27 protein-coding genes and 3 pseudogenes are annotated in these 25,187 nt (G+C 58.0%); 17 read left to right on the forward strand and 13 right to left on the reverse strand.

The window, feature by feature from the left end:
* Nucleotides 1–71: 71 nt before the first annotated feature.
* The 7 genes from AC1D08_RS30880 to sdhC all read right to left on the reverse strand — a co-directional run bounded on the left by AC1D08_RS30880 (nt 72) and on the right by sdhC (nt 6,062).
* The gene (locus tag AC1D08_RS30880) at nt 72–389 is read right to left on the reverse strand and encodes a hypothetical protein (RefSeq protein ID WP_477424892.1); all 318 of its coding nucleotides are present in this window, start codon (nt 387–389) and stop codon (nt 72–74) included.
* A gap of 569 nt (nt 390–958) precedes the next feature.
* Nucleotides 959–1,816, reverse strand: a complete 858-nt coding sequence (locus tag AC1D08_RS30885) for an SMP-30/gluconolactonase/LRE family protein (protein ID WP_477424894.1) — start codon at nt 1,814–1,816, stop codon at nt 959–961.
* A gap of 27 nt (nt 1,817–1,843) precedes the next feature.
* Nucleotides 1,844–2,608 carry a spermidine synthase gene (locus AC1D08_RS30890; RefSeq protein ID WP_477424896.1) on the reverse strand — a complete coding sequence of 255 codons (765 nt, stop codon included), beginning with the start codon at nt 2,606–2,608 and terminating at the stop codon, nt 1,844–1,846.
* 24 nt (nt 2,609–2,632) lie between these two features.
* Nucleotides 2,633–3,412, reverse strand: a complete 780-nt coding sequence (locus AC1D08_RS30895) for a succinate dehydrogenase iron-sulfur subunit (protein WP_477424898.1) — start codon at nt 3,410–3,412, stop codon at nt 2,633–2,635.
* 48 nt (nt 3,413–3,460) lie between these two features.
* Nucleotides 3,461–5,254, reverse strand: coding sequence for a succinate dehydrogenase flavoprotein subunit (sdhA, locus tag AC1D08_RS30900; protein ID WP_477424900.1), 1,794 nt, complete (start codon nt 5,252–5,254; stop codon nt 3,461–3,463).
* Between the two features lie 11 nt (nt 5,255–5,265).
* Nucleotides 5,266–5,658, reverse strand: coding sequence for a succinate dehydrogenase, hydrophobic membrane anchor protein (gene sdhD / locus AC1D08_RS30905; RefSeq protein ID WP_477424902.1), 393 nt, complete (start codon nt 5,656–5,658; stop codon nt 5,266–5,268).
* Entirely contained in the window at nt 5,655–6,062 is a 408-nt protein-coding gene (gene sdhC, locus AC1D08_RS30910; protein ID WP_477228643.1) for a succinate dehydrogenase, cytochrome b556 subunit, read from the reverse strand. The genes sdhD and sdhC overlap by 4 nt, the downstream gene beginning before the upstream one ends.
* Before the next feature lie 233 nt (nt 6,063–6,295).
* On the opposite strand from sdhC, the gene AC1D08_RS30915 reads away from it, so the two are divergent.
* From AC1D08_RS30915 to hemA, 16 genes and pseudogenes are all read left to right on the forward strand, one after another.
* On the forward strand, nt 6,296–6,610 hold the full coding sequence (locus AC1D08_RS30915) for a helix-turn-helix domain-containing protein (RefSeq protein ID WP_477228642.1): 315 nt from the start codon (nt 6,296–6,298) through the stop codon (nt 6,608–6,610).
* On the forward strand, nt 6,607–8,622 hold the full coding sequence (gene hyfB / locus AC1D08_RS30920; protein ID WP_477424904.1) for a hydrogenase 4 subunit B: 2,016 nt from the start codon (nt 6,607–6,609) through the stop codon (nt 8,620–8,622). Before AC1D08_RS30915 ends, hyfB begins: the two co-directional genes overlap by 4 nt.
* Entirely contained in the window at nt 8,613–9,569 is a 957-nt protein-coding gene (locus AC1D08_RS30925) for a respiratory chain complex I subunit 1 family protein (RefSeq protein ID WP_477228640.1), read from the forward strand. The genes hyfB and AC1D08_RS30925 overlap by 10 nt, the downstream gene beginning before the upstream one ends.
* Nucleotides 9,569–10,231: a hydrogenase-4 component E gene (locus AC1D08_RS30930; protein ID WP_477228639.1), complete on the forward strand. Its 663-nt coding sequence runs from the start codon at nt 9,569–9,571 to the stop codon at nt 10,229–10,231. Before AC1D08_RS30925 ends, AC1D08_RS30930 begins: the two co-directional genes overlap by 1 nt.
* On the forward strand, nt 10,228–11,679 hold the full coding sequence (locus AC1D08_RS30935) for a hydrogenase 4 subunit F (protein ID WP_477228638.1): 1,452 nt from the start codon (nt 10,228–10,230) through the stop codon (nt 11,677–11,679). Before AC1D08_RS30930 ends, AC1D08_RS30935 begins: the two co-directional genes overlap by 4 nt.
* Before the next feature lie 5 nt (nt 11,680–11,684).
* Nucleotides 11,685–13,217 (forward strand): hydrogenase large subunit, encoded by a 1,533-nt coding sequence (locus tag AC1D08_RS30940; protein WP_477424906.1) that lies wholly within the window; start codon nt 11,685–11,687, stop codon nt 13,215–13,217.
* A gap of 10 nt (nt 13,218–13,227) precedes the next feature.
* Nucleotides 13,228–13,767, forward strand: coding sequence for an NADH-quinone oxidoreductase subunit B family protein (locus AC1D08_RS30945; RefSeq protein ID WP_477228636.1), 540 nt, complete (start codon nt 13,228–13,230; stop codon nt 13,765–13,767).
* A gap of 5 nt (nt 13,768–13,772) precedes the next feature.
* Nucleotides 13,773–14,264 carry a hypothetical protein gene (locus tag AC1D08_RS30950; RefSeq protein ID WP_477424908.1) on the forward strand — a complete coding sequence of 164 codons (492 nt, stop codon included), beginning with the start codon at nt 13,773–13,775 and terminating at the stop codon, nt 14,262–14,264.
* Nucleotides 14,265–14,284: 20 nt separating this feature from the next.
* Nucleotides 14,285–14,707 carry a DUF983 domain-containing protein gene (locus tag AC1D08_RS30955; protein ID WP_477424910.1) on the forward strand — a complete coding sequence of 141 codons (423 nt, stop codon included), beginning with the start codon at nt 14,285–14,287 and terminating at the stop codon, nt 14,705–14,707.
* Between the two features lie 46 nt (nt 14,708–14,753).
* On the forward strand, nt 14,754–15,248 hold the full coding sequence (locus AC1D08_RS30960; protein WP_477424912.1) for a YbgC/FadM family acyl-CoA thioesterase: 495 nt from the start codon (nt 14,754–14,756) through the stop codon (nt 15,246–15,248).
* A gap of 61 nt (nt 15,249–15,309) precedes the next feature.
* Nucleotides 15,310–17,622, forward strand: a complete 2,313-nt coding sequence (locus AC1D08_RS30965; protein WP_477424914.1) for an NADP-dependent malic enzyme — start codon at nt 15,310–15,312, stop codon at nt 17,620–17,622.
* Nucleotides 17,623–17,763: 141 nt separating this feature from the next.
* Entirely contained in the window at nt 17,764–18,150 is a 387-nt protein-coding gene (locus AC1D08_RS30970) for a DUF983 domain-containing protein (RefSeq protein ID WP_477424916.1), read from the forward strand.
* A gap of 95 nt (nt 18,151–18,245) precedes the next feature.
* The gene (locus tag AC1D08_RS30975) at nt 18,246–18,518 is read left to right on the forward strand and encodes a helix-turn-helix domain-containing protein (protein WP_436175524.1); all 273 of its coding nucleotides are present in this window, start codon (nt 18,246–18,248) and stop codon (nt 18,516–18,518) included.
* An 87-nt stretch (nt 18,519–18,605) separates the two neighbouring features.
* Nucleotides 18,606–18,809: a hypothetical protein gene (locus AC1D08_RS30980; RefSeq protein ID WP_477424918.1), complete on the forward strand. Its 204-nt coding sequence runs from the start codon at nt 18,606–18,608 to the stop codon at nt 18,807–18,809.
* Between the two features lie 100 nt (nt 18,810–18,909).
* On the forward strand, nt 18,910–19,329 hold the full coding sequence (locus AC1D08_RS30985; protein WP_477424920.1) for a hypothetical protein: 420 nt from the start codon (nt 18,910–18,912) through the stop codon (nt 19,327–19,329).
* A gap of 50 nt (nt 19,330–19,379) precedes the next feature.
* A pseudogene (hemA, locus tag AC1D08_RS30990) lies at nt 19,380–20,593 on the forward strand (5-aminolevulinate synthase).
* 267 nt (nt 20,594–20,860) lie between these two features.
* Here the strand turns inward: hemA and AC1D08_RS30995 are convergent.
* The 6 genes and pseudogenes from AC1D08_RS30995 to AC1D08_RS31020 form a co-directional block, all read right to left on the reverse strand.
* Nucleotides 20,861–21,575 (reverse strand): annotated as a pseudogene (locus AC1D08_RS30995) (XRE family transcriptional regulator).
* Between the two features lie 139 nt (nt 21,576–21,714).
* Nucleotides 21,715–21,900: a hypothetical protein gene (locus tag AC1D08_RS31000; protein WP_477424922.1), complete on the reverse strand. Its 186-nt coding sequence runs from the start codon at nt 21,898–21,900 to the stop codon at nt 21,715–21,717.
* Between the two features lie 249 nt (nt 21,901–22,149).
* On the reverse strand, nt 22,150–22,677 hold the full coding sequence (locus AC1D08_RS31005) for a recombinase family protein (RefSeq protein ID WP_477424924.1): 528 nt from the start codon (nt 22,675–22,677) through the stop codon (nt 22,150–22,152).
* 37 nt (nt 22,678–22,714) lie between these two features.
* Nucleotides 22,715–22,911 (reverse strand): annotated as a pseudogene (locus AC1D08_RS31010) (SulP family inorganic anion transporter); the annotation flags it as partial.
* Nucleotides 22,912–22,988: 77 nt separating this feature from the next.
* Nucleotides 22,989–23,261: a helix-turn-helix domain-containing protein gene (locus AC1D08_RS31015; protein ID WP_477424940.1), complete on the reverse strand. Its 273-nt coding sequence runs from the start codon at nt 23,259–23,261 to the stop codon at nt 22,989–22,991.
* Between the two features lie 248 nt (nt 23,262–23,509).
* Nucleotides 23,510–23,887, reverse strand: coding sequence for a flagellar export protein FliJ (locus tag AC1D08_RS31020; protein WP_477424926.1), 378 nt, complete (start codon nt 23,885–23,887; stop codon nt 23,510–23,512).
* A 369-nt stretch (nt 23,888–24,256) separates the two neighbouring features.
* Between AC1D08_RS31020 and AC1D08_RS31025 the strand changes: the two genes are divergently transcribed.
* Nucleotides 24,257–25,003 (forward strand): arginyltransferase, encoded by a 747-nt coding sequence (locus AC1D08_RS31025; RefSeq protein WP_477424927.1) that lies wholly within the window; start codon nt 24,257–24,259, stop codon nt 25,001–25,003.
* Nucleotides 25,004–25,187 lie beyond the last annotated feature (184 nt).

Raw genomic sequence — 25,187 nt, forward strand, 5'->3', positions numbered from 1 at the left:
CTCTCTCGACACCGTTCACGCTGCGATCCGGTTGAGTGATGGTTTAATCCGTCAGAACTCGCCTGCGGAATTCAGACATTCTTCGCGACGCAATCAATCAGGTTGGTCTCAGCAGGATAATTGGCGGCGTCATCAACTCTTTGCCTCCGCGTTTCCAGCATGTTCAAAAGGTTAGCGAGTTCCTCGGCGTCGTGCCGATTCAGGCCGGCAATAGTCCGGCTTCCCATTTCAGCGGGGCGCTCGGTGCGGGTGTCGACAGGGTCCAGGTGCCGTTTGACTCCTGGTTTGGCTGATAGCGTTGAGTCATTCGGGTTAGATAACTGCCAACGCCATCGTTGCCAAGCAGCCAGGCCACGCTCATCGATTGATTTTAATGCTTCATGCATCAATCATAGGGTTATCCATATGATTTATCATTTCGGGGCAAGGGCGTGCGAATGAGCGCTCTGCTCCCGCCGGAATATCTCGAAAGATCCGAACAAAGAGGCGAGCGCACCTATGGCCTGATGCAAGGTCGGATGCTCGACCAGCGCAATACTAGCGACGAACGACAGGTCCGAATAGAGGTCAGGTTATCTGTGGAAGACAACGATTAGAATCAGCACAACGGCCGCCAACGCTCCAAAGAGATAGAAAGCTCGGTTGGCGCGTGTTCGCCATCCCTCGCTTTTCCTCCTTCGTCTCATTTTGTCTCTTTCGCCATTCGTTGTGCCCTTAGCCGAGCTGTCTTTGCGTCCCGCTCTGCCTTCTCGGCGTCAGCGATTGATCGGACTTCGATATTGCTACGGGTTTTTCGCCTGTCTCCCTGACTGGGCAAATTAAACAGATTATCTTTGGTTAAAGTGCCGAGGTATACGGCTCTTTTATTCGTATCTGCCATGATTGTTCTCCAATCCGCTAATAACGTATCAACTCATACTGTTTATGGCCTTAGCAATGGACCGCATAGCAGCGCCCGCTAGCTGCTATCAAACAATCGCAGTGCGGGGGTCTCGACATAGGCGACATGCACCTGCGCTGTCGCAGGGCAGCCATCGACGGCCTCGATTCTCTTGTCCACCGTTGTGCAGAATAGACTTCTGCCGTCAGGCCCCCCTAGCGCGCAAGCAACAGCCTGACAATGTGGGATACGAATCTGATGGGTGACCCTTCCACCCTCCAGGATGCGCATGAAATACGGTGACCCGGAGCCGGCAAGCCAGACCCCGCCTTCACTGTCGGAGCAAATGCCATCCGGTGCGACGTTGCCCAGATCGGCAAATAGAACCGGTCGGCCGAGCGTGCCGTCCGCCAAAATTTCAAACGCGGTAAGCCGATGGCCGAAAGTCTCCGCCACGACGAGACGTCCGTCCGTGGTGATCACGCTTCCGTTCGGGAACGCCAAATCATGAGCGATTGCTCGCGCCTGTCCATCAGGTTCGACCAGAACCAGGCTCGCATCCGCATAACCGGGGGCGGCTTCCCTCCGAAAGCTGAACACGCCTACATATGCCCGGCCGTTGCGGTCAACGACCATATCGTTGGGTTCGCCCATGATGCAGGCACGTAGATCGGAGTGAATGGCGAGTGAACCATTCCTAAGGCGCAGCAGAGTGCGGTCCTGCATCGAAACAATCAGAAGCGATCCGTCCGGCATGAAGCCGAGACCAGAAGGACGGTTTGGCACCTCGGCGACGATTTCGGTACGTCCATCAAGACCAAGACGGTAAACCTTACGGCCGATCATGTCCGACATCCAAAGCGTCCCATCATGCCAGCGAGGTCCTTCCAGGAAGAAAAACCCGCCAGCTAGGACTTCTGAACGAAGGGTGATCATCAGTGTTTTCGCGCCAACCGCAGTATGTCAAAAGCCCGCTTTGCTTTGCTCCTCGCGACGAGGCAGGTGCCAACGTCTGAACGCGAGTCGATTGAGATCCCAAGCGATTTCATCCGCGCCGACCAAGGGCGGCATCAACATTCTCGGCAGCACCAGTTCGCGAACATTGCCAGCCATCACGATGGCATTGCGGTCTGGCACACCGCGAATATCAAGCAATCTTACGTCACTCCAAACAGAGCTGAGCCTGGCAGCAACGCTATCCGGCAACGAATCCAAATCGTGGCGAGCATGAATATTTCCGATCAAGCAACCGGAAGAATTCTTTAGACGGCTACGCGCCAATCGAAAAAATGTTTCAGTCCGCAGATGCTCTGGGATCCGCTTTCCAACATAGGCGTCCAGGACGATTGCATCATAGCGTTGGCGTTCGGTTCGTAAAAAATCCTCCCCGTCGGCAACGCAACAGTCGACATGGCGGGGAAGCCCAAAATGTCGTCGGGCGATCTGAAAAGCCTGGGGATTTATGTCAACGATCGTCACCCGCGCTCCAACTCGATCGAGCATCGTGCCCAAGCTGCCGCCGCCGCCGCCGATCATGAGCACGTCGGTCACCTGCTTTTGAGCGAGAAGACCGAAGATGGCATGGACATAAGGCACGACGCTCACGCCGTCCTGGTCACACTCGCTTTGAAAGCAACCACCCTGACGGTAAATGAACGAGCCAGTGTCCTTGGCACGAAAGACTTCTATGTTGCCGAAATCGGAATGATATTTCGCAATTCGGATCATGATTTCATCACTGTGGCCAAGTTTCTAAATCCGCCGTTCCACCATCATGGTCTTGATCGCTGCAATAGCCTTTGCCGGATTAAGACCCTTGGGGCAGGCTTGGGTGCAGTTCATGATGGTATGGCAGCGGTAGAGGCGGAAAGGATCTTCAAGGTCGTCGAGACGGTCTCCCGTCATTTCATCACGGCTGTCGATCAGCCATCGATAGGCCTGCAGGAGCACGGCGGGTCCGAGGTAGCGATCACCGTTCCACCAGTAGCTTGGACAGGAGGTCGAGCAGCAAGCGCACAATATGCACTCATAGAGACCGTCAAGCTTTTCCCGGTCCTGATGACTTTGCTTCCATTCTCCCTGAGGCTTTGGCGTTACGGTCTGCAGCCAAGGTTTGATTGAAGCGTACTGAGCGTAAAAATGCGTCAGATCGGGCACTAAATCCTTGATCACTTCCATGTGGGGCAACGGGTAGATCTTCACATCACCAGCCACATCTTCGATGCTTTTGGTACAGGCAAGCGTATTGGTCCCGTCGATGTTCATGGCGCAGGAACCACAGACGCCTTCCCGGCAAGACCGTCGGAATGTCAGCGTCTGGTCGATCTCTTCCTTAATCTTGATCAGCGCGTCGAGCACCATCGGTCCGCATTTGCCAAGATCGACTTCATAGGTATCTATTCGTGGGTTCTGGCCATCGTCAGGGTTCCAGCGATAGATGCGGAATCTTTTGACCTTGGTGGCTCCGTCATCGTTCTTGAAAGTCCGCCCCGCAGTGATCGTGGAGTTTTTCGGCAATGTGAGCTGAACCATCGTCTCTTCCTTTGAAAACCCGTCATGCACCGCGACAGATATTGCCCATCAGTAGACGCGGGTTTTGGGTTCGATGTATGCGATGTCCGCGGTGAGGGTATATGCGTGGACAGGGCGATAATTCAGGCTGACATGGCCCTCGCCGTCGCTCCTGGCCAACGTGTGGGTCATCCAGTTTTTGTCATCCCTCTCGGGGAAGTCTTCGCGTGCATGAGCGCCACGGCTTTCGGTGCGCGCGAGAGCGGAATCGACAAGTGTTGTTGCCTGGAGAAGAAGGTTTTCGAGCTCAAGCGTCTCGACCAAGTCGGAATTCCAGATCATTGAGCGATCTGAAACGCGCAGGTCGGACAGGCCGTCCCACACCTCCCTCAGTTTTTCCTTGCCTTCTTGCAGGATCTCAGCCGTGCGAAACACGGTGGCATAGCTCTGCATGGTTTGCTGCATCCTGGCTCTCAGGCGAGGCGTCGGCGTGCCACCCTTGGCATTGCGCAACTTGTCGAAGCGGTCGAGGGTGGCTTCGCCTGCGTTGGATGGCAGCGCCGGCTGCGCGGCGCCAGGCACGAGGAGTTCGGCGCAGCGCAGTGCGGCAGCACGCCCAAAGACCACAATGTCGAGGAGCGAATTGCAGCCGAGCCGGTTGGCGCCGTGGACGGACACGCACGCCGCCTCACCGACGGCCATGAGACCGGCTACAATGGCGTCCGGATTGCCGTCGGCTCCGCTGATCGCTTCGCCGTGGTAATTTGCGGGAATGCCGCCCATGCAATAGTGGGCGGTCGGCAGGACCGGTATCGGCTCGCGCGTCACGTCGACCCCGGAAAAGATTTTGGCCGACTCCGATATGCCGGGGAGGCGCTCGTGCAGCATCGCGGGGTCGAGATGATCAAGGTGCAGATAGATATGATCTTTATTCGGCCCGACGCCCCGCCCCTCCCGAATTTCGACCGTCATTGCTCGAGAGACAACATCGCGGGAGGCGAGATCCCGGGCAGATGGCGCGTACCGCTCCATGAAGCGCTCGCCTTCTGAATTGACCAAATAGCCGCCCTCGCCACGCGCACCCTCCGTAATCAGGCAGCCCGCCCCGTAAATGCCGGTCGGATGAAACTGCATGAACTCCATGTCCTGGAGCGGCAAGCCGGCACGCAGAACCATGCCACCGCCGTCGCCCGTGCAGGTGTGGGCGGATGTGCAGGAATAATAGATCCTGCCGTAGCCTCCAGTCGCCAGGATGACTGTCTGCGCACGGAATCTGTGCAGCGACCCGTCGTCTAGAGACCAAGCGACGACGCCACGGCATTCACCATCCACCATGATGAGATCGAGAACGAAATACTCGATGAAGAACTGAGCGCCGAAACGCAGGGCCTGCCCATAGAGCGTATGAATCAGGGCGTGCCCGGTGCGATCTGCCGCGGCACAAGCCCTTGGCACGGGGCGCTCGCCAAAGTTGCTCATGTGGCCGCCGAAAGGACGCTGATAGATTTTCCCGTCCTCGGTACGCGAGAACGGCATGCCGGCGTGTTCCAGCTCCATGACCGTCGGAACAGCCTGGCGGCACATGTATTCTATGGCGTCTTGATCGCCCAGCCAGTCCGACCCCTTGACCGTGTCGTACATGTGCCATTGCCAGCTATCGTCGCCAAGATTGCCAAGGCTGGCTGCAATACCGCCCTGAGCCGCGACGGTATGACTGCGGGTCGGAAATACCTTGGTGATGCATGCCGTCTTTAGACCGGCTTCGACAGCGCCTTGCGTGGCGCGCAAACCAGCGCCACCGGCGCCAACGACGATCACGTCATAGGTATGGTCGGTAAACGTGTAAGCATTTGAAGGGCCCATTACATTCTCATTCACATAAATTGCGGGCTGAGGCTGATCTTCAACACCGCATAGAGGCACGTGACAACGATCGTTGTCGAAAAGAGAATGTTGAGAATGAGCATAACAAATTTAATGCCCGGCCCATGCACGTAATCCTCGATGATCGACTGCATGCCCAGGCACATGTGCCAGACGCCGGAAAGAACGAGCAGCAAAAGTGGAATCGCCACCAACGGGTTAGCTATCGAGCTTCGGGCGGTTGCATAGTCTGCCTCGATGCGCGTCAACAACAACGCAATGAGGAAAAGCACGAGTGGCACGTTGGCCACCGCCGTCAAGCGCTGAACCCAGAAATGACCAGTACCGGCACCAGCCGACCCTGACCCGCGCACACGTTTCATCGGCGTTTGCATATTGGTCATGTCGCTCCCCCAATCAGGTGGCCCGCCACCCAGATCGCAGCGGTAAATGAGAGCGAGCCTATGAGGGTTGCGCGCGCCATGAAGTTTGCCGCTGGCACATCAAACCCCTTCCCCATGTCCCAGACAAAGTGCCGAAGGCCACCCAACAAGTGGTGAAGAAGCGCCCAGACATATCCAAGCAGGACGATCTCTCCGGCTGGGGAGCCGATGAAGGACCGAAAAGTGGCGTAAGCCTCCGGACTCCACGATGCCGCAACCAACCACCAGGTCAGCAAGAGCGTACCTAGATAAAGAGCGATCCCCGTGAGCCGATGAAGGATGGACATCGTCATGGTCATCGTCAGCCGGTAGATCCGCAAATGCGGTGCAAGAGGCCTTCGCGTCAGGCGCACGGTCGGCTTCATCCCATGTCTCTTCCAATCGAACCAGCTCGGACGGAAGCCCCGAAATGGCTACGCCAAGGCCCGTAGGCTCCGTGCATGCACCCTGGAACTGAGCACACTACGACAGACGGCATATCGAGATAACATCTATCAATATCGATATCCTACATATCAGTTATTGACCCTAGCACATTTTAATATATGCTGCAACGTGTAGAGATCATATCCTAAAGCTGACAAGGAGGATGCGACACGTGATAACTGCTCCACAGTTGCGCGCCGCGAGGGCGCTCCTTGGCATCGAGCAGCGCAAGCTTGCCGAATTGTCCGGCCTTTCAGTGCCGACAATTCAACGTATGGAGGCCAGCGAGTGGATGATCCGGGGCAATGTCGATTCCCTCGTGAAGTTGATTGGGGCGCTTGAACTCGCCGGCGTCGAACTGATTGCGGACGGCGCGCCAAGCCAGATCGGCGGGCGAGGTGTGCGGCTGAAGGCTGACTTCAATCCAGCCAAGATTTCCGGCACCGGCAATTCGGAAACCAAACTGAGCTTGGGGAATGTGGCGTGATCCCAAATGCCGCGGTTCTTCTATGGGGCGTCGCCGCGCTTTTAGGAACTGTCTTGCTCGCCATTTCTGCCAGTCGCCGCAACGCGGCAACGCGCCTGATTTATGGCGCAACACTTGGCATCTCAGCCATCTTGTTGGAGCTTGTCCTAACCCACTTCGCAGCGGATCCGGGCGTGTCGGTTGTCACGCTGCCACTCGGATTGCCTTGGATTGGGGCTCACTTCCGTCTGGATGCGCTCTCGGCTTTTTTTCTCGTCGTTGTCAACCTAGGCGGTGCACTCGCCAGTCTTTATGGACTCGGTTACGGCCGTCATGAGGCTTCCCCGCACCGGGTACTGCCGTTCTTCCCCGCCTTCCTTGCAGGCATGAACCTTGTGGTGCTTGCAGATGACGCCTTCACGTTCCTGCTTTCCTGGGAATTCATGTCCCTGACCTCGTGGGCGCTGGTCATGGCGCACCATCGCGAAGAGGGTACGACGCGGGCGGGATACATTTATCTTGTCATGGCAAGCTTCGGCACGCTGGCGCTGCTTCTCGCCTTCGGTCTGCTTTCCGGCTCGAGTGGAAATTACGCATTCGAGGCGATGCGTGCAGCCGAGCCCACCCGGTTTGTCACGGGTGCCGTTCTGGCCCTCATGTTGCTCGGGGCAGGTTCCAAGGCCGGTCTCGTCCCGCTGCACGTCTGGCTTCCACTCGCTCATCCTGCAGCGCCAAGCCACGTATCTGCCCTCATGAGCGGCGTCATGACCAAGGTCGCCATCTACGGCTTCATACGCGTTATTTTCGACTTGCTCGGCGAACCGCCATGGTGGTCTGGCGTCGTCGTGCTTTCCCTCGGAGGCATGACTGCTGTTCTCGGGATCCTGTACGCGTTGATGGAAAAGGATCTCAAGCGGCTCCTTGCCTACAGCACAATCGAAAACATCGGCGTCATCTTCGTCAGTCTCGGCCTCGCACTCGCCTTCAAGGCGAACGCGATGCCGTCGGCCGCCGCGCTGGCGCTCACAGCCGCACTCTTCCACGTTCTCAACCATTCCTTTTTCAAGAGCCTGCTGTTTTTCGGGGCTGGCGCCGTACTGACAGCGACCGGCGAGCGCAACATGGAGAAACTGGGCGGTCTCATTCATCGCATGCCGCTGACCAGTTTCGTCTTTCTCGTCGGCTGCGTTTCGATCTCCGCGCTGCCGCCCTTCAATGGCTTCGTCTCCGAATGGCTGGCTTTCCAGGCGATACTGCAGAGCCCGGATCTGCCGCAATGGGGCCTGAAGGTCATGGTGCCCGCTGTTGGTGGCCTGCTGGCGCTGTCGGCGGCACTTGCCGCCGCCTGTTTCGTAAAGGCGTTTGGGATTACATTCCTCGGCCGGCCACGGACCTCGGTGGTGGAACACGCGCACGAAGTTGACCGCTACGCCCTGGCGGCAATGTTCATCCTCGCGGCCCTTTGCCTGCTGGCAGGAATTCTGCCGGGCGTCGTGATAGACGGCCTTTCGCCGGTGACGCTTTCGCTCATCGGCAATCGCATGCCGGTGCAGATGGCACAGCCCTGGCTGTCGATCGTGCCGATCGCCGAGAGCCGCAGCTCCTACAATGGCCTGCTGGTGTTCCTGTTCATCGCTGCTTCCTCATCGCTTGCCGCACTCGTCATCCACCGCTTCGCCTCACAGGCGCTGCGTCGTGGTCCCGCCTGGGGCTGTGGCTTCCCGGACGTAACGCCGGCCGCACAATACACGGCGGTGAGTTTCGCGCAGCCCATCCGCCGCGTCTTCGGTACGTTCGCCTTCCGAGCCACGGAAAACGTGGATATGCCGGCGCCCGGCGCTACCGGTCCGGCGCGCCTGACTGTCGAAGCCCACGATGTGATCTGGGAGGCGCTTTATCAGCCGATCGCCGGGATTCTCAGTTTTGCAACCGAGAAACTCAACCATCTGCAGTTCCTGACAATCCGGCGCTATCTGACCCTCGTCTTCCTCTACYTCGTCACCTTGCTTCTGGTGCTTGCGCTATGGCCCTGATCCTACAACTGGTTGTCCAGGGTGCGCAGATGATGCTGGTGCTTTTGCTGGCGCCGCTGCTGACCGGCTTCGTGCGCAAAGTGAAGGCGAGACTACTGCGGCGCCAAGGACCTTCCCTGATCCAGCCCTACCGCGATCTCCTGCGGCTTATGCGCAAGGAAGTCGTCCTGGCCGACAACGCATCCTGGCTGTTTCGCGTGACACCTTATCTGATCTTCGCCGCCACTTGGGTGGCTGCCGCGCTTATCCCGACATTCGCCACCGGCCTTACCTTCAGCTGGACCGCTGATCTCATCGCCATTGTTGCCTTGCTTGGAAGCGCGCGCTTCTTCCTGGCGCTGGCGGGGATGGATGTCGGCACGAGCTTTGGCGGCATCGGCGCAAGCCGCGAGGTGATGATCGCCTCACTGGCCGAGCCGGCCATGCTCTTGATCGTGTTCAGCCTGGCACTGGTCGCTGGAGCGACGCAACTCTCTACGGTCGCTGCTTTCATGAGTTCGTCCGATGTTGGCCTGCGGGCATCGCTCGGGATGTCCCTCATTGCTTTGGTCATCGTGGCGCTCGCCGAAAACGCTCGAGTACCCGTTGACAACCCGTCAACCCACCTGGAACTCACCATGGTTCACGAGGCGATGGTGCTGGAATATTCCGGTCGCCATCTGGCAATGATCGAGTTCGCCGCCTTCCTCAAGCTACTGCTCTATATGTCGCTTATTTCCTGCGTCTTTGTTCCCTGGGGTTTGGTGACCGACGGGGGCGGACCAAAGCCGTATCTACTGGGATTGGTCGCCTATATCGGCAAACTGGCCACGGGTGGCGTCCTTCTCGCCCTGTTTGAGACAGCCATCGCCAAGATGCGTGTATTCCGCGTCCCGGATTTCCTGGGCGCAGCACTGATGCTAGCCCTGCTCGGCACGCTCCTCCTGTTTGTATCGCGGAGCCTGTGATGCACGGCCTGATCTTTGACATCGCCCATTTGCTCGCAGCTGGCCTGGTCTTGATCAGTTTCATGATGCTCTATCAGGATCGCCTGTTTGCGCTGATCAACGTTTTCGCGCTTCACGCGGTCGTCCTTGCCCTTTCCGTGGCCTGGCAGGCCTATATTCAGGACGCCCACCATCTCTACATCACGGCGGCGATCGCCCTCGTGTTCAAGGGGATCATTATTCCCGTGGGCCTTCACCGCATCATTCAGCGCCTCGGTATTCATCGTGACATCGAGACGGCCGTTGGCATCGGCCCAACCATGCTTGCCGGCATAGGCCTGGTGACCCTGTCCATGGTGCTGATGCTGCGGATTACTCCCGAAGCTGACCCGCTGGCCCGCGAGGATCTGGCCTTCGCACTGTCCATTATCCTGCTCGGTCTCCTCGTGATGGTGACCCGCAGAAACGCTGTCAGCCAGGTCGTAGGGTTCATGTCGCTCGAGAACGGCCTGGTCCTCGCAGCGACGGGCGCCAAGGGCATGCCGCTGGTTGTGGAAATCAGCGTGGCATTTTCCGTCCTGATTGCGTTCATCGTCATCGGCGTCTTCCTGTTCCGCATTCGCGAACGGTTCGACTCGGTGGATGTCGGCGCGCTCGACGACTACAGGGGAGAACGCCGTTGACCGGGTTTTCCTTCGACGCGGTGGCCGCCATTTTGCTGATACCACCCTCGGCTGCCGCACTCATGGCCGTGCTGCCTAACTATCGGGTAACGGCACGCCTGAATGTCGTCGCCAGCTTCCTGACCATGCTCGCCGCACTGTCGCTTCTTGTCATCGACCGGCCGCCGCCGGGGCAGTATCTGCTCGTCGACGATCTCAACATCGTCTTCATAGTGCTCAATACATTCGTTGGCTTCACGACGAGTGTATTCAGCGCCTCCTACATTGCGCATGAGCTGGATACCGGCCGGCTGACCGCAACCAACTTGCGGTTCTACCACGCCATGTACCAGATCATGATGTTCGGCATGAATCTCGCCTTCGTCTCGAACAATATCGGCTTGATGTGGGTGGCGGTGGAGCTTGCCACGCTGACCACTGTGCTGATGGTCGGCATCTATCGCACGCATGAAGCGCTGGAGGCGGCCTGGAAATATTTCATTCTGGGAAGCGTCGGCATTGCGCTTGCCCTCTTCGGCACCATCCTCGTCTACATGGCCGCGCAACCGGTCGTCGGCGAGGGTACGAACGCCATGGTGTGGACCGTGCTTATCGAAAACGCGGCACGTTTCGACCCGGCTTTGCTCAACGTCGCCTTCGTCTTCCTGCTGCTCGGCTACGGCACCAAGGTCGGCCTTGCCCCCTTGCATGCCTGGCTGCCTGACGCGCACGCGGAAGGCCCGACGCCGATTTCGGCGGTGCTGTCGGGCTTGCTGTTGAACGTCGCGCTCTATGCCGTGCTCCGGTTCAAGCTGCTGCTTGCCGCAAGCCCGCTGGCGATAGCGCCTGGGCCGCTGATGATCACCATGGGGCTAACTTCGCTCATTTTCGCAGGCTTCATGCTCTACCGCCGCCGCGATATCAAACGCCTGTTCGCATATTCCTCGATCGAACATATGGGCATCATCGTCTTCGCCTTCGGCATGGGCGGCCCGCTCGCCAACTTTGCAGGCTTGCTGCACATGGTGATGCACAGCCTGACCAAGTCGGCGATCTTTTTCGCAGTCGGTCACATCTCCCAGGTCAAGGGCACGCAAAAGATCGCTGATATCAGCGGCCTGACGGAAACTCATCCGGGCCTCGGGTGGGCTCTGGTCATCGGCGTCGTCGCCATAGCCGGCCTTCCGCCGATGGGCATTTTCATGAGCGAATTCCTGGTCGTGAGTTCGACATTCGCGAGACAGCCGCTCTTGGCGATCCCATTGGCATTCGGGCTTCTGCTCGCGTTCGGCGCCTTGCTGCTGCGGTTGACCGGAGTCGCTTTCGGTGAGCCGCGTGGCAGTCTCGCGCCAGTCGAGGCATCCTACGCGCCGCTATACGCTCATCTGAGCCTGGTACTGGTCGCTGGCGTCTATTTACCGCCGCCGCTGGTCACGTGGTTCCAGCACGTCGCAAACCTGCTGGGATGAAGCAGATGCCTAAGAAAAAACCTGTACCTGCGCTGATCGACGTCATCCTAGCTAGCGGCCGCGTCGAGCAGCACCTTCCTTGGGTGCGTGCCGTGGTGGCTCCGAAAATGTGGAACTTCGCAGCCGAGCAGCTGGCTGCAGGTCGCTGGACCCTGCTCGGCCTGTGGGGCGAGAGGGCTAGCGTGCACATGGCGCTTCTGGACAAGAATGCTCCCGAACCCGGCGTCCTCAGTCTGGAATGCCCAGGTGGCCGCTACCCATCGGTCGGCCAGTTGCATCCGCCCGCAATGCGCCTCGAACGCGCGGCCGCTGACCTGTTCGGTCTGTTGCCGCAGGGTGCACCTGATACGCGGCTGTGGCTCGATCATGGGCAATGGGGGTTTAGCAGTCCATTGGGCGCGCGTGGTCCAGCGTCAACAGCAGCTTCCTCATACCGGTTTCTTCCTGCCGAGGGCGAAAGCCTGCACGAGATAAGGGTTGGGCCTGTGCATGCAGGCATCATTGAACCCGGACATTTTCGATTTACGGCAAGTGGCGAAACGATCGTTCGGCTGGAGGAACGTCTCGGATACGCGCACAAGGGCATAGAAGGCTTGATGGCAGGCTCTGATCTCGACCGTGCGGCCAAGCTGGCAGGCAGAACGTCGGGTGATAGCACCGTGGCGTATTCGTTCGCTTTTGCGCGCGCCGTCGAAGCGGCGTTGGCTGTCGAGGTTCCACAACGCGCGGTCTGGTTGCGCGCACTAATGGCCGAACTGGAGCGTCTGGCCAATCATCTGGGCGATATCGGCGCAATCTGCAACGACGCCGCTTTCTCCCTCATGCATGCCCACTGTGGCGTGCTGCGTGAGCGTGTCTTGCGCGCCAGCGATGCGGCCTTCGGCCACCGCCTGATGCGTGACCGCGTCGTGCCAGGCGGAGTAGCAAGCCATCTAAGCGATGAGGGGGCGACAGCGATTCGGTCTCTCATCGCAGAAATCGGGCAGCGGTTCCCTGCCCTGGTCGAACTTTACGACAACACTGCGTCACTACAGGACCGGACTGTCGGCTCTGGCCGGCTCAAGGTGGAACTCGCGCAACAGTATGGTGCGGGCGGCTATGTCGGCCGAGCCTCCGGTCGGGACTTCGATGTCCGGCGCGATCTCGCCTATCCTCCCTATGATGAGCTCGCTTTCGATGTGCCTCTCCTCCAGGAAGGCGACGTGAACGCCCGCGTCTGGATTCGCATCCATGAGGTCAAGCAGAGCTTATCTCTGGTCGAACAGATTCTGGAACGGCTGCCGCAAGGCCCGATCCGTGTCGACGTTGCTCAAACAAACGGTGCGCATGAAGGCATGGCGCTCGTCGAAGGTTTCCGCGGCGACATTCTGGCTTGGCTCCGTATCGCCGCAAACGGCACCGTTGAACGCTGTCACCTTCGCGATCCCYCTTGGTTTCAATGGCCGCTGCTCGAGGCCGCGATAGAGGGCAATATCGTCGCCGACTTTCCGCTCTGCAACAAGTCGTTCAACTGCTCCTATTCGGGCCACGACCTTTAAGGCTGCCGCTATGCGAATGCTCCTTCTAAAAGGCCTGTTTCAACCGCCGCTTACCGAGTCATCACCACCGGCAGGCGATGCGGCGATCAACGAACTCGCGCGCACTCTCGACAGAGCAGCACACAAACGGCTGGGCCGAAGCCTGTCCATCCGCGCGGTCGACGCCGGATCCTGCAATGGCTGCGAACTCGAAATGCACGCCTTGAGCAACGCCTTCTACGATATCGAGCGGTTCGGAATCCGCTTCGTTGCCTCGCCACGCCATGCGGATGTGCTGCTCGTAACCGGGCCGGTCACCAAAAATATGCGCGAGGCGTTGCATCGGACCTACGAGGCCACCCCCAATCCCAAATGGGTGGTCGCCATCGGCGACTGCGCCCTGAACGGCGGGTGTTTCGCCGGGAGTTATGCCGTGATGGGTGGGGTGTCTAAGGTGTTGCCGGTCGATCTGCACATTCCCGGTTGCCCACCACCCCCAATCGACATTCTACGAGGCTTAATCGCGTTGCTTGAGGGAGTGAACGTAAAGACAGGTGCTTCCAGAGGTTGAATGGCATGCTGCGGCTCTTTCAGGCTGGCATTTTCGCCGCATGCATCCAATGCATGGCCGCAGGGTTGGTAACCTTTGTCATCTTGCTGTCGGTACGACAGGTACCAATCGTCCTGGTACCTCCGGACGCCGGTGCTGACACCGAATCTGAATTCGACGCGCTCCTCCCCATTCTGCGGTGCATCTATCTCGCGATGGCCTTGGTGATAGCCCTGACCAACAATCCGGTTGTCTATTTCACGGCTGAGCGTATCCGCTTCGCGTCGTACTTGATGCGTCCGAGTGATCCGGATTATGCGACAAGGAGCCTGCTGACCCAGCTTACGCTAGCCTCGATCGGATTTGCCGTCTTGGCGCTTCGCCCGCCGCCGGCTCTATTGCTCGATGCCGTCTCCGATGGATGTGCCTGGGCCGCCTCAGTCACCTGGTCAGGCGTGATGAGCATCGCTGTGGCGGGTTTTGGCGCCAATGCCCAAGCGGCAAGGCGGGCGCTGTGAATACGCCAACGGACAATCCCATGGACGGCGCATCCCGTCTGCGAATATCCGATCATTTGACGCCCGAGGAGCAAGAAGGCGAAAGACCCACTCTCGTTGTCGCCGCGCGCCGAGGGCTGCTTGGACGCTGCCCCGACTGCGGAAAAGGCCGGCTGTTTGCCTCATACTTGAAGCAAGTGGATCACTGCGATGTTTGTGGTCAGCAGTATGGGCATATTCGCTCCGACGATGCAGCTCCCTGGCTCACGATTCTGGTTGTCGGCCATCTCGTTGTACCAACTGCCCTTGCAGTCGAAAGTCAAACATCTCTGCCGAATTGGGTTTCTATGGCCTTATGGCCGGTGGTGGCTATGTGCGCGGCGCTGGTTGTTCTGCCACGGGCCAAAGGACTACTTCTAAGCGTGATCTGGAGCACGCGGTCACCGGGATCGGAGCGCGATTGAGCAATTCTTGGCAACTCTGTCGGTTTGACAGGGACGGACGGTAGATATGGTCGATCACAAGGAATCCGCTGCCGATGGCGAAGCGATGCTGGCGGGAGAATTGACGGATACCGGCCACCGGTTGGAGGCCCGTATCTATTATGCGGACACGGATTTTTCCGGAGTGGTCTACCATGCACGATATCTGGAATTCCTTGAGCGTGGTCGCATCGAATACCTGCGGCATGTCGGAATTGGGCACCTCGGAAGCGCGGACGGCAACTTCGCGGGGCCATTGGCCTGGGTTATCCGGCGTCTTGAGGTCGATTTCCGACAGCCGGCCCGAATCGATGATCTCGTCACCGTAGAAACGTCGACGGCAAAAATCTCCGTTGTGCGTGTCCTCATGGCACAAAGGATTCGGCGCGGCGCCGATATTCTGATCACGGCAACGGTTGAGTGCGCGATTGTGGACAGCTCAGGCCGACCGCAACGCTTTCCCAAGCACTGGAAAGAACTCTTTCGCCCTCAAGATAACTGGACTGCAGAACGGGCCTGGTGATGCCAAGGCAGCTGAGTCCTGAGGCTAACCGTACGCTGACGCGTTGAGGATGGAGATAGTCATGACTGGCAGCCCAAGTGAGAAAAGGACGGGATTGCGGGAGGCTGCCCTTTATTATCATGAACATCCGCGGCCGGGAAAGCTGGAGGTCCAGTCGACAAAACCCCTTGGTAACCAACGGGATATGGCGTTGGCCTACTCACCCGGAGTGGCGGCGCCTTGCGAAGAAATAGCTGCAGACCCTGAGACGGTCGTCAGATACACCGCGCGCGGCAATCTGGTGGCGGTCATATCCAACGGCACCGCAGTCTTAGGGCTCGGACACATCGGTGCTCTTGCTGCCAAGCCCGTAATGGAAGGAAAGGCCGTCCTGTTCAAGAAATTCGCCGGCATAGACGTCTTTGACATCGAGATCGATGAAACTGACCCAAAAAAACTCGTCGACATCATAGCGCCATTGGAGCCCACTTTCGGGGGTATCAATCTTGAAGACATAAAGGCGCCGGAATGCTTCGAGATCGAGGCAGCGCTGCGCGCGCGCATGAACATCCCGGTCTTTCATGACGACCAGCACGGCACGGCCATCATTGTCGGAGCCGCGGTTCTCAACGGACTCGAGCTTGCTGGAAAGAACATTGAGACGGCAAAAATTTGTACATCGGGCGCTGGGGCAGCGGCTATCGCCTGTCTTAATCTACTTGTGGCGCTCGGCGCCAAATACGAAAACATCTGGGTCGCCGATAAAGCAGGTCTGGTCACCCATAAACGTGCCGGTGTCGTTGACCCCTGGCGAGGGAAATTCGCCCAGACCACCGATGCGACAAAGCTTGCTGACGTAATGGACGGCGCTGACGTTTTTCTCGGACTCTCAGGGCCTGGCGTTCTCAAGCCCGAAATGCTTAAGGCGATGGGCAAAAATCCGCTGGTACTGGCGCTTGCTAATCCAACGCCTGAAATCATGCCCGAAGAAGCGAAAGCAGTTCGTCCTGATGCCATCATCTGCACCGGGCGCTCTGACTATTCCAACCAGGTCAACAACGTCCTTTGTTTCCCTTTCATCTTCCGCGGCGCACTCGATGTCGGCGCCACAACGATTAACGAGGAGATGAAGCTTGCAGCGGTGAAAGCGATTGCCAATCTGGCCCATGAACCGGGCTTGGAGGCATCCCCATCGGGTGAGCCGGCTATCTATGGAAAGGATCACATCATCCCGGATCCCTTCGATCAGAGGCTGATCTTGAGGATCGCGCCGGCGGTAGCGCGAGCAGCCATGGAGACTGGCGTCGCAACACGCCCGATCGCCGATTTCGACGCGTACCACGATAGCCTCAACCGTTTTGTGTTCCGCTCGGGCCTGGTCATGAAGCCAATCATCGACCGTGTGCGGAACCAAGGTAAGAGGATCGTTTTTGCCGATGGCGAAGATGAAAGAGTCCTTCGGGCGACGCAGGTGATCCTAGAAGAGCGCATCGCGCGCCCGATTCTTATCGGGCGGCCGGCCGTGATCGAACAGCGAATTGCACGTTTCGGCCTTACGCTTGAACCAGGACGCGATTTTGAAATCATCAATCCTGAGGACGACCCGCGCTACCGCGACTATGTCGCATTGTTTCATTCTCTTGTCGGACGGAGCGGCGTGGCGCCTGAGACGGCACGTTCCATGGTTCGCACGAATACCACCGTAATCGGCGCGCTCGCGGTCAAACGCGGCGAAGCCGATGGCCTGATCTGCGGTCTGCAGGGACGCTACGTCAAACACCTGCGCGACATCCGCTCCATTATTGGGCTGGCGGAGCCCGTGAAGGAGGCCTCAGCGCTCTCGATGCTCGTCATGCCTCGGGGCGTCCTTTTCCTTGCCGACACTTACGTGACGATGAATCCAAGTGCCGATGAGATCGTTAGCATGACGCTTCTCGCGAGAGACCATCTCAGGCATTTCAGCATCACCGCGCGCGTGGCGTTGTTAAGCTATTCCGATTTTGGGTCTCGCGATGGCGATAGCGCGCTCAAAATGCGCGAAGCCTACGGCAAACTGAGAGTGGCTGACCCTACTCTAATCGTCGAAGGCGAGATGCAGGGTGACCTTGCGCTAAATCAGCGTCTGCGTGAACATTATGTGCCCGACACCATATTGAAGGGTGATGCAAACCTGCTGATATTCCCGAACCTTGACGCTGCAAATCTTTCGATGACCTTGCTCAAGGAAATGAATGACGCGCTGTCCATCGGGCCAATCCTGATGGGGCCAAAAAGACCGGCACACATTTTGGCGCCCTCTTGCACAAGCCGCGGCATCGTTAACATGACCGCCATCGCAGCGAACGAAGCCCTCCTGCCCGATCGCGGCGGCTGGCCGGTCTCCGACGTTTTCTAATGGCAAGCCCGCGAATCAAGAAGACGCAGGGGCCACTTACGGCCCCTGCAACGCCCAACTCAAATCATTCTATGGTCCATGTCGAATAACAGATATCTCGGGGTTGAAGCATTGAGGGTCATGTCTTATACATGAAACATGATGGACAGCGGTGGTACAAGAATTGCACGCCCGACCTTGCAAATCGCGCTTAGGCGGGGCTTCATGGGATGGTGCCCAAATTGCGGTCAGGGGAAACTGTATCGCGCATATCTGAAGCAAGTAGAAATTTGCGCCGAGTGCGGCGAGCGCTTTGGTGATATTGAATCGGATGACGCTGCGCCATGGTTTACAATCCTGTTGGCAAGCATAGCTGCAGCCCCGCTCTATTTTTTGTTTCAATCTCTTCTGACATCTCATTTCGTTGTTACGATGATATTATTGGTGCTGATTGTCATCGCGCTGATCCTCGTTTTGCTGCCACGGGTTAAGGGCGTGTTGCTCAGTGCTTTTTGGCTGTCGCGGCTGGGACGCGGCACCCCCGGATGACCACTTGCTACCAGAGCCGTTGCCTTGCAGCCGCCCGGCGGGCGGTTTTTCGTAATGTAGTCTTCGAGGGATTCGCAGATCCGGAGAATTTAGAGATGATAACCGCTTCGCAGATGCGAGCAGCGCGGGCCTTACTTGGAATGGACCAGAGAACTCTGGCTGAACGTGCCGGCGTTTCGCTGCCGACCATTCAACGCATGGAGGCCAGCGAAGGCGACGTACGGGGTGTCGCCGAGACGCTCATGAAAGTCATAAGCGCATTCAAGGCAGAGGGCGTTGAAATGATAGGGGATCATGAGCGCAGTAATGACGGGGGGCGAGGCGTGCGTCTGGCGCACCCGGTCGGGTTAACAGGCCGGACTCATTGATTGCAATGATCGCCTGGAGCCCAATTCCGGTTATGCAGAAGGGCGTTCGAGGAACGCAGTGGGGAAGCCATGAGGTCTGATCGCTCAATGAAGCGGCGCTATACGCCAAATCAAGAGCCAACAGGTGGCAGTTGGTCCGTTCTGGACAATCGCCCTGAACGGCCCACAGAAACGCCTTCCCGCGTCATGGTGGGCCTCAGCAAGGATGATGCCTCTGACGCCGCCGATCTGCTTAACAAGCTTGATGATCAAAAGACAGGCCGATTCAAACAGAACCGGCAGTCTAAATGAAAGACGAAGCCCCAAACGATTCAAGAATCGACCCGTTTCATCTCTCGCCCAGCCAGGAATTTTGAGCCCGCTATGGAGAGATGACGGGCCTGGATACAAGATGACCGTTCACAAAGAAGGCATACACCGACGCATGATGGACTTTGACTTACTCGATGACAGCATAACCACCGGCAAGGAAAGTGACGCGACTGAAGTCGCTATGCTACCATTCGGCACTGCAAAAACCGCCAGCGATCACTCCCATCCGCCAGCCGGTCTGCATTGCCAACCCGCCGAATGGTTTGTCGTCAGGGTACGGCGCGAGCTCGGAGTGCAAGATGTTGTTGCTCTGGTCCGCTACCTCACCGATTTTGGCTCTGGCGACGCGCGGGGAGTTGCGGTCGAGGGCGGCTGGTCAATCCACCTTACAAAGCTCGCGGACCTGCAGTTAGTCACCGCCCAATACCCTGACCTGATCGAACGCCATTCCGTTTCCTGCAAATCCAGTGTCGAGAATGGCCAGCCATTGGCCTTCTAACGCAGCGGGAGAATGAACAAGACTCCATAGAATTCGTGAAAGGAAGGATTATGGACTTCGAAGTTCTCTTGGCAGCCAGGCTTGATGGCCTGCAAAAGGAAGGGCGCTATCGGGTTTTTGCCGAAATTGAACGTCACGCTGGCGCCTTTCCCCACGCCACGCGCCATGCCGGTGGCTCGAAGCGCGATATAACCGTGTGGTGTTCCAATGACTACTTGGGCATGGGGCAGAGCCCGACGGTGATTGGTGCCATGCATGAGGCTCTCGACAAATCCGGCGCCGGCGCTGGCGGCACACGCAACATTTCCGGAAATTGCCGTGATCATGTCCTTCTCGAGCGGGAACTTGCGGATCTGCATGGCAAGGAAGGCGCCCTCCTCTTTACCTCCGGCTATGTGTCGAACTGGGCCGCCTTGGAACGCTAGGCGCCAATATACCAGACTGCCTGATCCTTTCCGATGAGGCCAACMACGCCTCGATCATAGAGGGTATACGCCATTCGAGGGCTGAGAAGCGGATCTGGAAGCACAACGACCCGAAGGATCTTGACCGCATTCTCTGCGAGTACCCCTACGAGCGCCCGAAAATCATCGTCTTTGAGTCGGTCTATTCGATGGACGGCGATATTGCGCCGCTCGCCGAGATCCTCGCGGTTGCTGAAAGGCACGGTGCGATGACCTACCTCGATGAGGTCCATGCCGTCGGCCTTTACGGGCCCCACGGCGGCGGCATCGCCGAGCGTGAAGGGCTGATGAACCGCGTCACGATCATCGAGGGTACACTCGGTAAGGCATTTGGCGTTATGGGCGGTTACATCACCGGGTCCGCAGTCGTCTGCGACTTTGTCCGCTCATTCGCCTCCGGATTCATTTTCTCGACAGCACTCCCGCCGGCAGTCGCGGCCGGCGCGCTGGCCTCGATCCGTCATCTGAAGACGTCGAGCATAGAGCGGGCTCGCCACCAGGAATGCGTGAGAAAAGTTCGCAGACGGCTCAACAACATTGGCATTCAATGCCTGCCGAATCCAAGCCACATTGTGCCGGTGATGGTAGGCGATCCGATAAAATGCAAATGGATCAGTGACGTCTTGCTTGATCGGTACGGGATCTACCTGCAACCGATCAACTATCCCACCGTACCGCGTGGCACGGAAAGACTGCGCATCACGCCTTCGCCGCTTCATACGGACGCTGACATTGACCATCTTGCCAATTCACTTTCGGATCTTTGGTCGAAATGTGCGCTCGCAAGACAGGTGGCTTAATACTTCCTGTGGCATTTCTCATCGGCGCTTCCTTGAAATGTCGCCGAGCGACGCGCAATTTAGATCCCATGGGCGACTTAAAGAAGAAATCACCAGACGACGCTGCCCAATTGAGAGCCAGGGTCTCGCCAGGTGGGAAAACGAAGGCGGCGCTCCTGCGTCGAGGGACAGATCCTCGGCTGAGAAGGCTAATTATGCCTCGCGCGATCCAACCCAAATCGCCAAGTCCATCGCTAAGGTGGGGACCACCAAGCATTCAAAGCGCCGCTAAGCGTCTTGGATGAGGCTGACCACGAGTTGGTCGGCATCCGGATCGTCGAGCATGACAACGTGAGCCATGCGGATGGCGTGACTTGGACTGATGTCGGCAACCTCCTGTCGCATGACCACGGAAACAACCGCTGGCCCGGATACTCAATAGCATGGCCGTACCCGCTAGAACCGGCTCCGAGATGGGTGCCCGTTATACAGCGAGGAGCGAGGGGGCTCCCGTCTGCCGGCGATTGATGCCGCGAAAATAAATCCAGTTAAGGCGTGAGATCGCCACTCCCTAATGATTGCCGCGCCCACGCACAGGTGTCGATCCCCGGCGCTCAGGCCCTCCGGTCACTCTTCTGAATGTGACCCGCTCCGCTTCGCGCCGCACAAACGTTACCGACCGCATCAGAAGGTCGGCGCGACTCGGGATCGAAAAGTAGGTGAAATACGTGCCGCCCGCGATTGCGGGGCAAGGCGGGCATATCAACTGCCTGAACAGGCTTTTGAACCCTGCCGGGAGTTTCGAAGCCTTTGATTCCAACATTCCAACTGCCTGTGGCGCAGGTGAAGTAGTCGCAGATCAGCTTGGCGGTAGCTTTGTTCGGAACAGATTGCCCTTGGAGGTGGCGCTCGAATTGTGTGCGATTTATCTGCAGCGCGCGGCATACAGCGCTTACCGACAGAGCCGTCTGAGGTTTTCCGCGGTATTGCTAGCAATTGACACGTTGTCGCCTCTCCATGGGTCCGCAGAACACACCCATCTGTGGCGCTTATCAAACCTAACCGTGGCGCTACATCTTGCCGAATTGCTGGCAAAAACATGACTGTGGGCCCCGCTAGAGAAGAGAGCCTCGATGATAGAATCAAGTTCGAGGATGATTCCGGTAGACATCGTGCAGTACGATTTCCAATCTGACGATCGTGTCGATGATACGCTCACGCGCACGACTGCTTTCACCATAGTTAAGCGCCGCTTCGCATTCCCGAAGGTCTTCGAGCACCGATTGCATCGCTCGCTTAAGCTCGTTGATTGTCTGTGTCTCGTCCATCGACATAATTATCCCATATGGAGTTCATTAGCAGAGCCAAACTGGAGAAATTGATGCCTGATACAGCCAGTCCAGAACAGCTGACGATCCTGCAGCAGGTCGTGGAGGAGTATTGCCCTCGAACATCGCGTCTCCGACGCGTCCGAACGAGAGCATGTCGCTGCACGCGTCATCGCCGGATTTCGCCTTGGCAACACCACCGCCGAGGCTTTGAAAAAGACTTTAGCGGGAACTCCCGGCGGTGCACCATCAGAGCAGATGCAATGACGAAATAAGAACCTGTGCAACCAACCAATTGGCGCCAAGCTTCTGAAGCAGCACGTTTTCCTTGACCCCCAGTTGCGCTGCTACCTCGGGCACCGACATTGTCTGTGACGACAGCATCACACGCGCCGCCGCGACCTGCTTGTCGTCGAAATCGTCGTTGTTAGCCTTGCGAACGTGGTCGAGGCGGTCAAAAGCCTCGAACACCCGGGCTGCCTGGTTGGGTAGCCAGTCGACAGTATCAATTTCATCTGCAATCGACACCAATCCGGCGTCGAGAATGCGCAACGATCCCAACACCATGCTCAGCCTGCCGGGTGTAGGGGCAAGCCTGGAAAGATCATCGACCACCAAAACATCACCTGACTTGATGTCCCCAAGCAGGGTTACCAGCCGGGGTTGACGGAACGACTTTTCAACATAGACCCGGTCGCACCCTGCCTTCAGCAGGCGTGCGGTCTGAGCTGCCCCATCTTCGTCAGTCACTTTTAGAAGCGCATACCCCAATCGCATTTTTCGGTCCTAGGCTCTGAGAAGCAACTTCCGAAACTGGCGTTGCGCCCGAGGCAATGGCAATCGCCATGGACAGCGGCATGCGACAATTGCGACGGTCAGTCCGGCCAGCAAGTCGGCACACAGGCTGGCCGGACCAGAACTCTCGCGCAGCACGGCTATGATTTTCGGCCTGAACAGCTCGACAAAGGTCGGCTCTGCCGAAGGCGGCGAGAGAGGGTTTATCATGTCCATGGTGTTAGCCTTCCCAAGTTGAAGGCGGCGGCAACGTCGGCGTACGGGTCGGCGGTCGCCGTCGCTAAGACGGTTTTTCAATGCGCTTTCCCAAGAAGCACGTCGGGATGACGCAAGCGGACGCCTCGTCCACCCCGATCACTCCGCTCATGGTCGCCGACGAAATCGACACCCACGCTATTGAGCGCTCCGACGACTTTGGTCAGCGAGTCGACCACGCCCCGCACGTTGCCATCGCTGGCCTCCATGCGTTGAATGGTAGCGATGGATACCCCGGACAATTCGGCCAGTTTGACCTGATCAATACCCAGAAGTGCCCGCGCAGCTCGCATTTGCGCAGAAGTGATCACGCCATCCCCCGTCAACAGGTAGTTAAGCAATATGAACGTTGTATAATGATGCTTCAGGCAGCAGTCAAGATATGTCACACGGGCACGCAAAATTGATCGATAAGGCTGATTCTTACCAAAAGCAGGGCGTACTTGGCTTTGCTCTGGCCTTAGCGACAAATTCGCTAGGGCGGGCACGGAGATGCCGGGCGCCTGCTTGCGCGTAAAAGTCGGGTGTTGCGAATTGAGCCGCGCTGAAGCCGTGCGGCTCAGCCGATTATGGCGCTTCGGTTGCCGGGCTCGAGACCATCGCCTCTGCCGCTGCGCGATTCCAGCATTTGCGCCTTGGAGAGCTCTGCTTCAGCCTCGGTGAGGCCTGGCTCGGCTGCCGTTCTCTGCCGCAGAAGGTCCGATTGCGAATTCTTGAGGTTGTCTCGGCGCAGCCGGGCGGCCTTGGCGAAGGTCGGATAAGCAAAATGGTTGATGTCGGAGATGCCGGCTTTATTTTCCTCAGCATTGATCTGGAAGTCCAGTTCTCGCGCCATTCGTTCGAAATCGGCAACCATCATGTCGAGCTGCTGCAGCTGCCGCCGCTTCTCATTCACCTGAAACTGCCTCAGTCCGACAAGATTGCCACGTGGTCTCATGACTCGGTACTCCGGTACACACACTCGCTCCCCATCAAACCGCTTCGTTCGACCCGCAAAGTTCGACTTTCAGCGACACTCACGGCTTCCGACAGGAGTAGATATATTTCCAAAATTCTTGGCTGATCGCTCGGAGTTGAACGGCACGATAAGCATGCGCGCGATGGCTTAAGGGGCGGTAAAAGAGGCGGAATAGGACAATAGGTGTGACCTAATCAAACGCACGAGGTAAAGGTAAGCGGCTCAAGGCCCTACCCGGCGAATTCCACAATTGCCATGTTGAAGGCGGCCCAAGGTCCAATCGCTTTAAAGGGCAGTTGACCTTTCCTATTGCAGGGCCATGCTGCCCAGCACATTGAAAGAAGACGAATGACACACCGCGCACAATCTTCGCCACAGTTCTATCTGACCGCCCCGACGCTCTGCCCGTATCTGGAAAGCCAATTCGAGCGAAAGATTTTCGCGCACCTTGTCGACGGGAAAGCAGCCGAACTGAATGATCACTTGTCGCAAAGCGGCTTCCGGCGATCGCAGAACATTGCCTATCGGCCAGCCTGCGAGACCTGTCACGCATGCATATCGGTGCGGATCCTTGTCAAGGAATTCAACAAGACCCGCTCGATGCAACGGGTTTGGCTGCGCAACAGGAACCTCATCAGTTCAGCCCACAAGGCTCAGGCATCAACCGAGCAATTTACGCTCTTCCGACGTTATGTGGACGCGCGGCATCGTGCAGGTGGAATGTCCGACATGGGCATCCTCGAATATGCGATGATGGTCGAAGATACGCACGTTAATACACAGGTAATTGAATACCGGCGCCCCAGACCGGGCCCGCTGACGGGCTACACCAGCGACGGCGTGCTCGTTGCTGCCGCGCTGACCGACGTCATGACTGACGGTCTGTCGATGGTCTATTCCTTCTACGATCCCCATGACGGAGGCACGTCGCTCGGAACGCTCATGATCCTTGATCACATCAATCGGGCGCAAGCTTTGAAGCTGCCCTATGTCTATCTCGGGTATTGGGTCGAAGGCTCCCGCAAGATGCAATACAAGATCCGCTTCACCCCCCAGGAGCATCTGGGCACCAACGGTTGGGAACGACGCGCCTGATCCAACGCGAAGATGCGTCTTGAAGGTAGCGAGCGTGATCTAATGAACGGCCACCGACCCCATCTGACCGGTCCGGCGCATCGCGCGCGTTCGTGTTGAGCCAGGTCGGTACACGCCGCGCTGCAGACGCAGCCTGCCAGCCTTTTACAACGCTGCGGCGACAACCCTCACCRCCAGCACGCTA

The sequence above is a fragment of the Mesorhizobium sp. P2_E6 genome (genome assembly GCF_056403835.1).

Coding starts and splice junctions, on each gene's coding strand:
- AC1D08_RS30925 (WP_477228640.1), top strand. CDS start 8,613: ATGGCCCTGATCCTACAACTGGTTGTCCAGGGTGCGCAGATGATGCTG.
- AC1D08_RS30980 (WP_477424918.1), top strand. CDS start 18,606: ATGAAGCGGCGCTATACGCCAAATCAAGAGCCAACAGGTGGCAGTTGG.
- AC1D08_RS30945 (WP_477228636.1), top strand. CDS start 13,228: ATGCGAATGCTCCTTCTAAAAGGCCTGTTTCAACCGCCGCTTACCGAG.
- sdhA (WP_477424900.1), bottom strand. CDS start 5,254: ATGGGCCCTTCAAATGCTTACACGTTTACCGACCATACCTATGACGTG.
- AC1D08_RS30895 (WP_477424898.1), bottom strand. CDS start 3,412: ATGGTTCAGCTCACATTGCCGAAAAACTCCACGATCACTGCGGGGCGG.
- AC1D08_RS30960 (WP_477424912.1), top strand. CDS start 14,754: ATGGTCGATCACAAGGAATCCGCTGCCGATGGCGAAGCGATGCTGGCG.
- AC1D08_RS30985 (WP_477424920.1), top strand. CDS start 18,910: ATGACCGTTCACAAAGAAGGCATACACCGACGCATGATGGACTTTGAC.
- sdhD (WP_477424902.1), bottom strand. CDS start 5,658: ATGACCAATATGCAAACGCCGATGAAACGTGTGCGCGGGTCAGGGTCG.
- AC1D08_RS30955 (WP_477424910.1), top strand. CDS start 14,285: ATGGACGGCGCATCCCGTCTGCGAATATCCGATCATTTGACGCCCGAG.
- AC1D08_RS30950 (WP_477424908.1), top strand. CDS start 13,773: ATGCTGCGGCTCTTTCAGGCTGGCATTTTCGCCGCATGCATCCAATGC.
- AC1D08_RS30885 (WP_477424894.1), bottom strand. CDS start 1,816: ATGATCACCCTTCGTTCAGAAGTCCTAGCTGGCGGGTTTTTCTTCCTG.
- AC1D08_RS31000 (WP_477424922.1), bottom strand. CDS start 21,900: ATGGACGAGACACAGACAATCAACGAGCTTAAGCGAGCGATGCAATCG.
- AC1D08_RS30970 (WP_477424916.1), top strand. CDS start 17,764: ATGGACAGCGGTGGTACAAGAATTGCACGCCCGACCTTGCAAATCGCG.
- AC1D08_RS30965 (WP_477424914.1), top strand. CDS start 15,310: ATGACTGGCAGCCCAAGTGAGAAAAGGACGGGATTGCGGGAGGCTGCC.
- AC1D08_RS30890 (WP_477424896.1), bottom strand. CDS start 2,608: ATGATCCGAATTGCGAAATATCATTCCGATTTCGGCAACATAGAAGTC.
- AC1D08_RS31005 (WP_477424924.1), bottom strand. CDS start 22,677: ATGCGATTGGGGTATGCGCTTCTAAAAGTGACTGACGAAGATGGGGCA.
- AC1D08_RS30975 (WP_436175524.1), top strand. CDS start 18,246: ATGATAACCGCTTCGCAGATGCGAGCAGCGCGGGCCTTACTTGGAATG.
- AC1D08_RS31025 (WP_477424927.1), top strand. CDS start 24,257: ATGACACACCGCGCACAATCTTCGCCACAGTTCTATCTGACCGCCCCG.
- sdhC (WP_477228643.1), bottom strand. CDS start 6,062: ATGAAGCCGACCGTGCGCCTGACGCGAAGGCCTCTTGCACCGCATTTG.
- AC1D08_RS31020 (WP_477424926.1), bottom strand. CDS start 23,887: ATGAGACCACGTGGCAATCTTGTCGGACTGAGGCAGTTTCAGGTGAAT.
- AC1D08_RS30930 (WP_477228639.1), top strand. CDS start 9,569: ATGCACGGCCTGATCTTTGACATCGCCCATTTGCTCGCAGCTGGCCTG.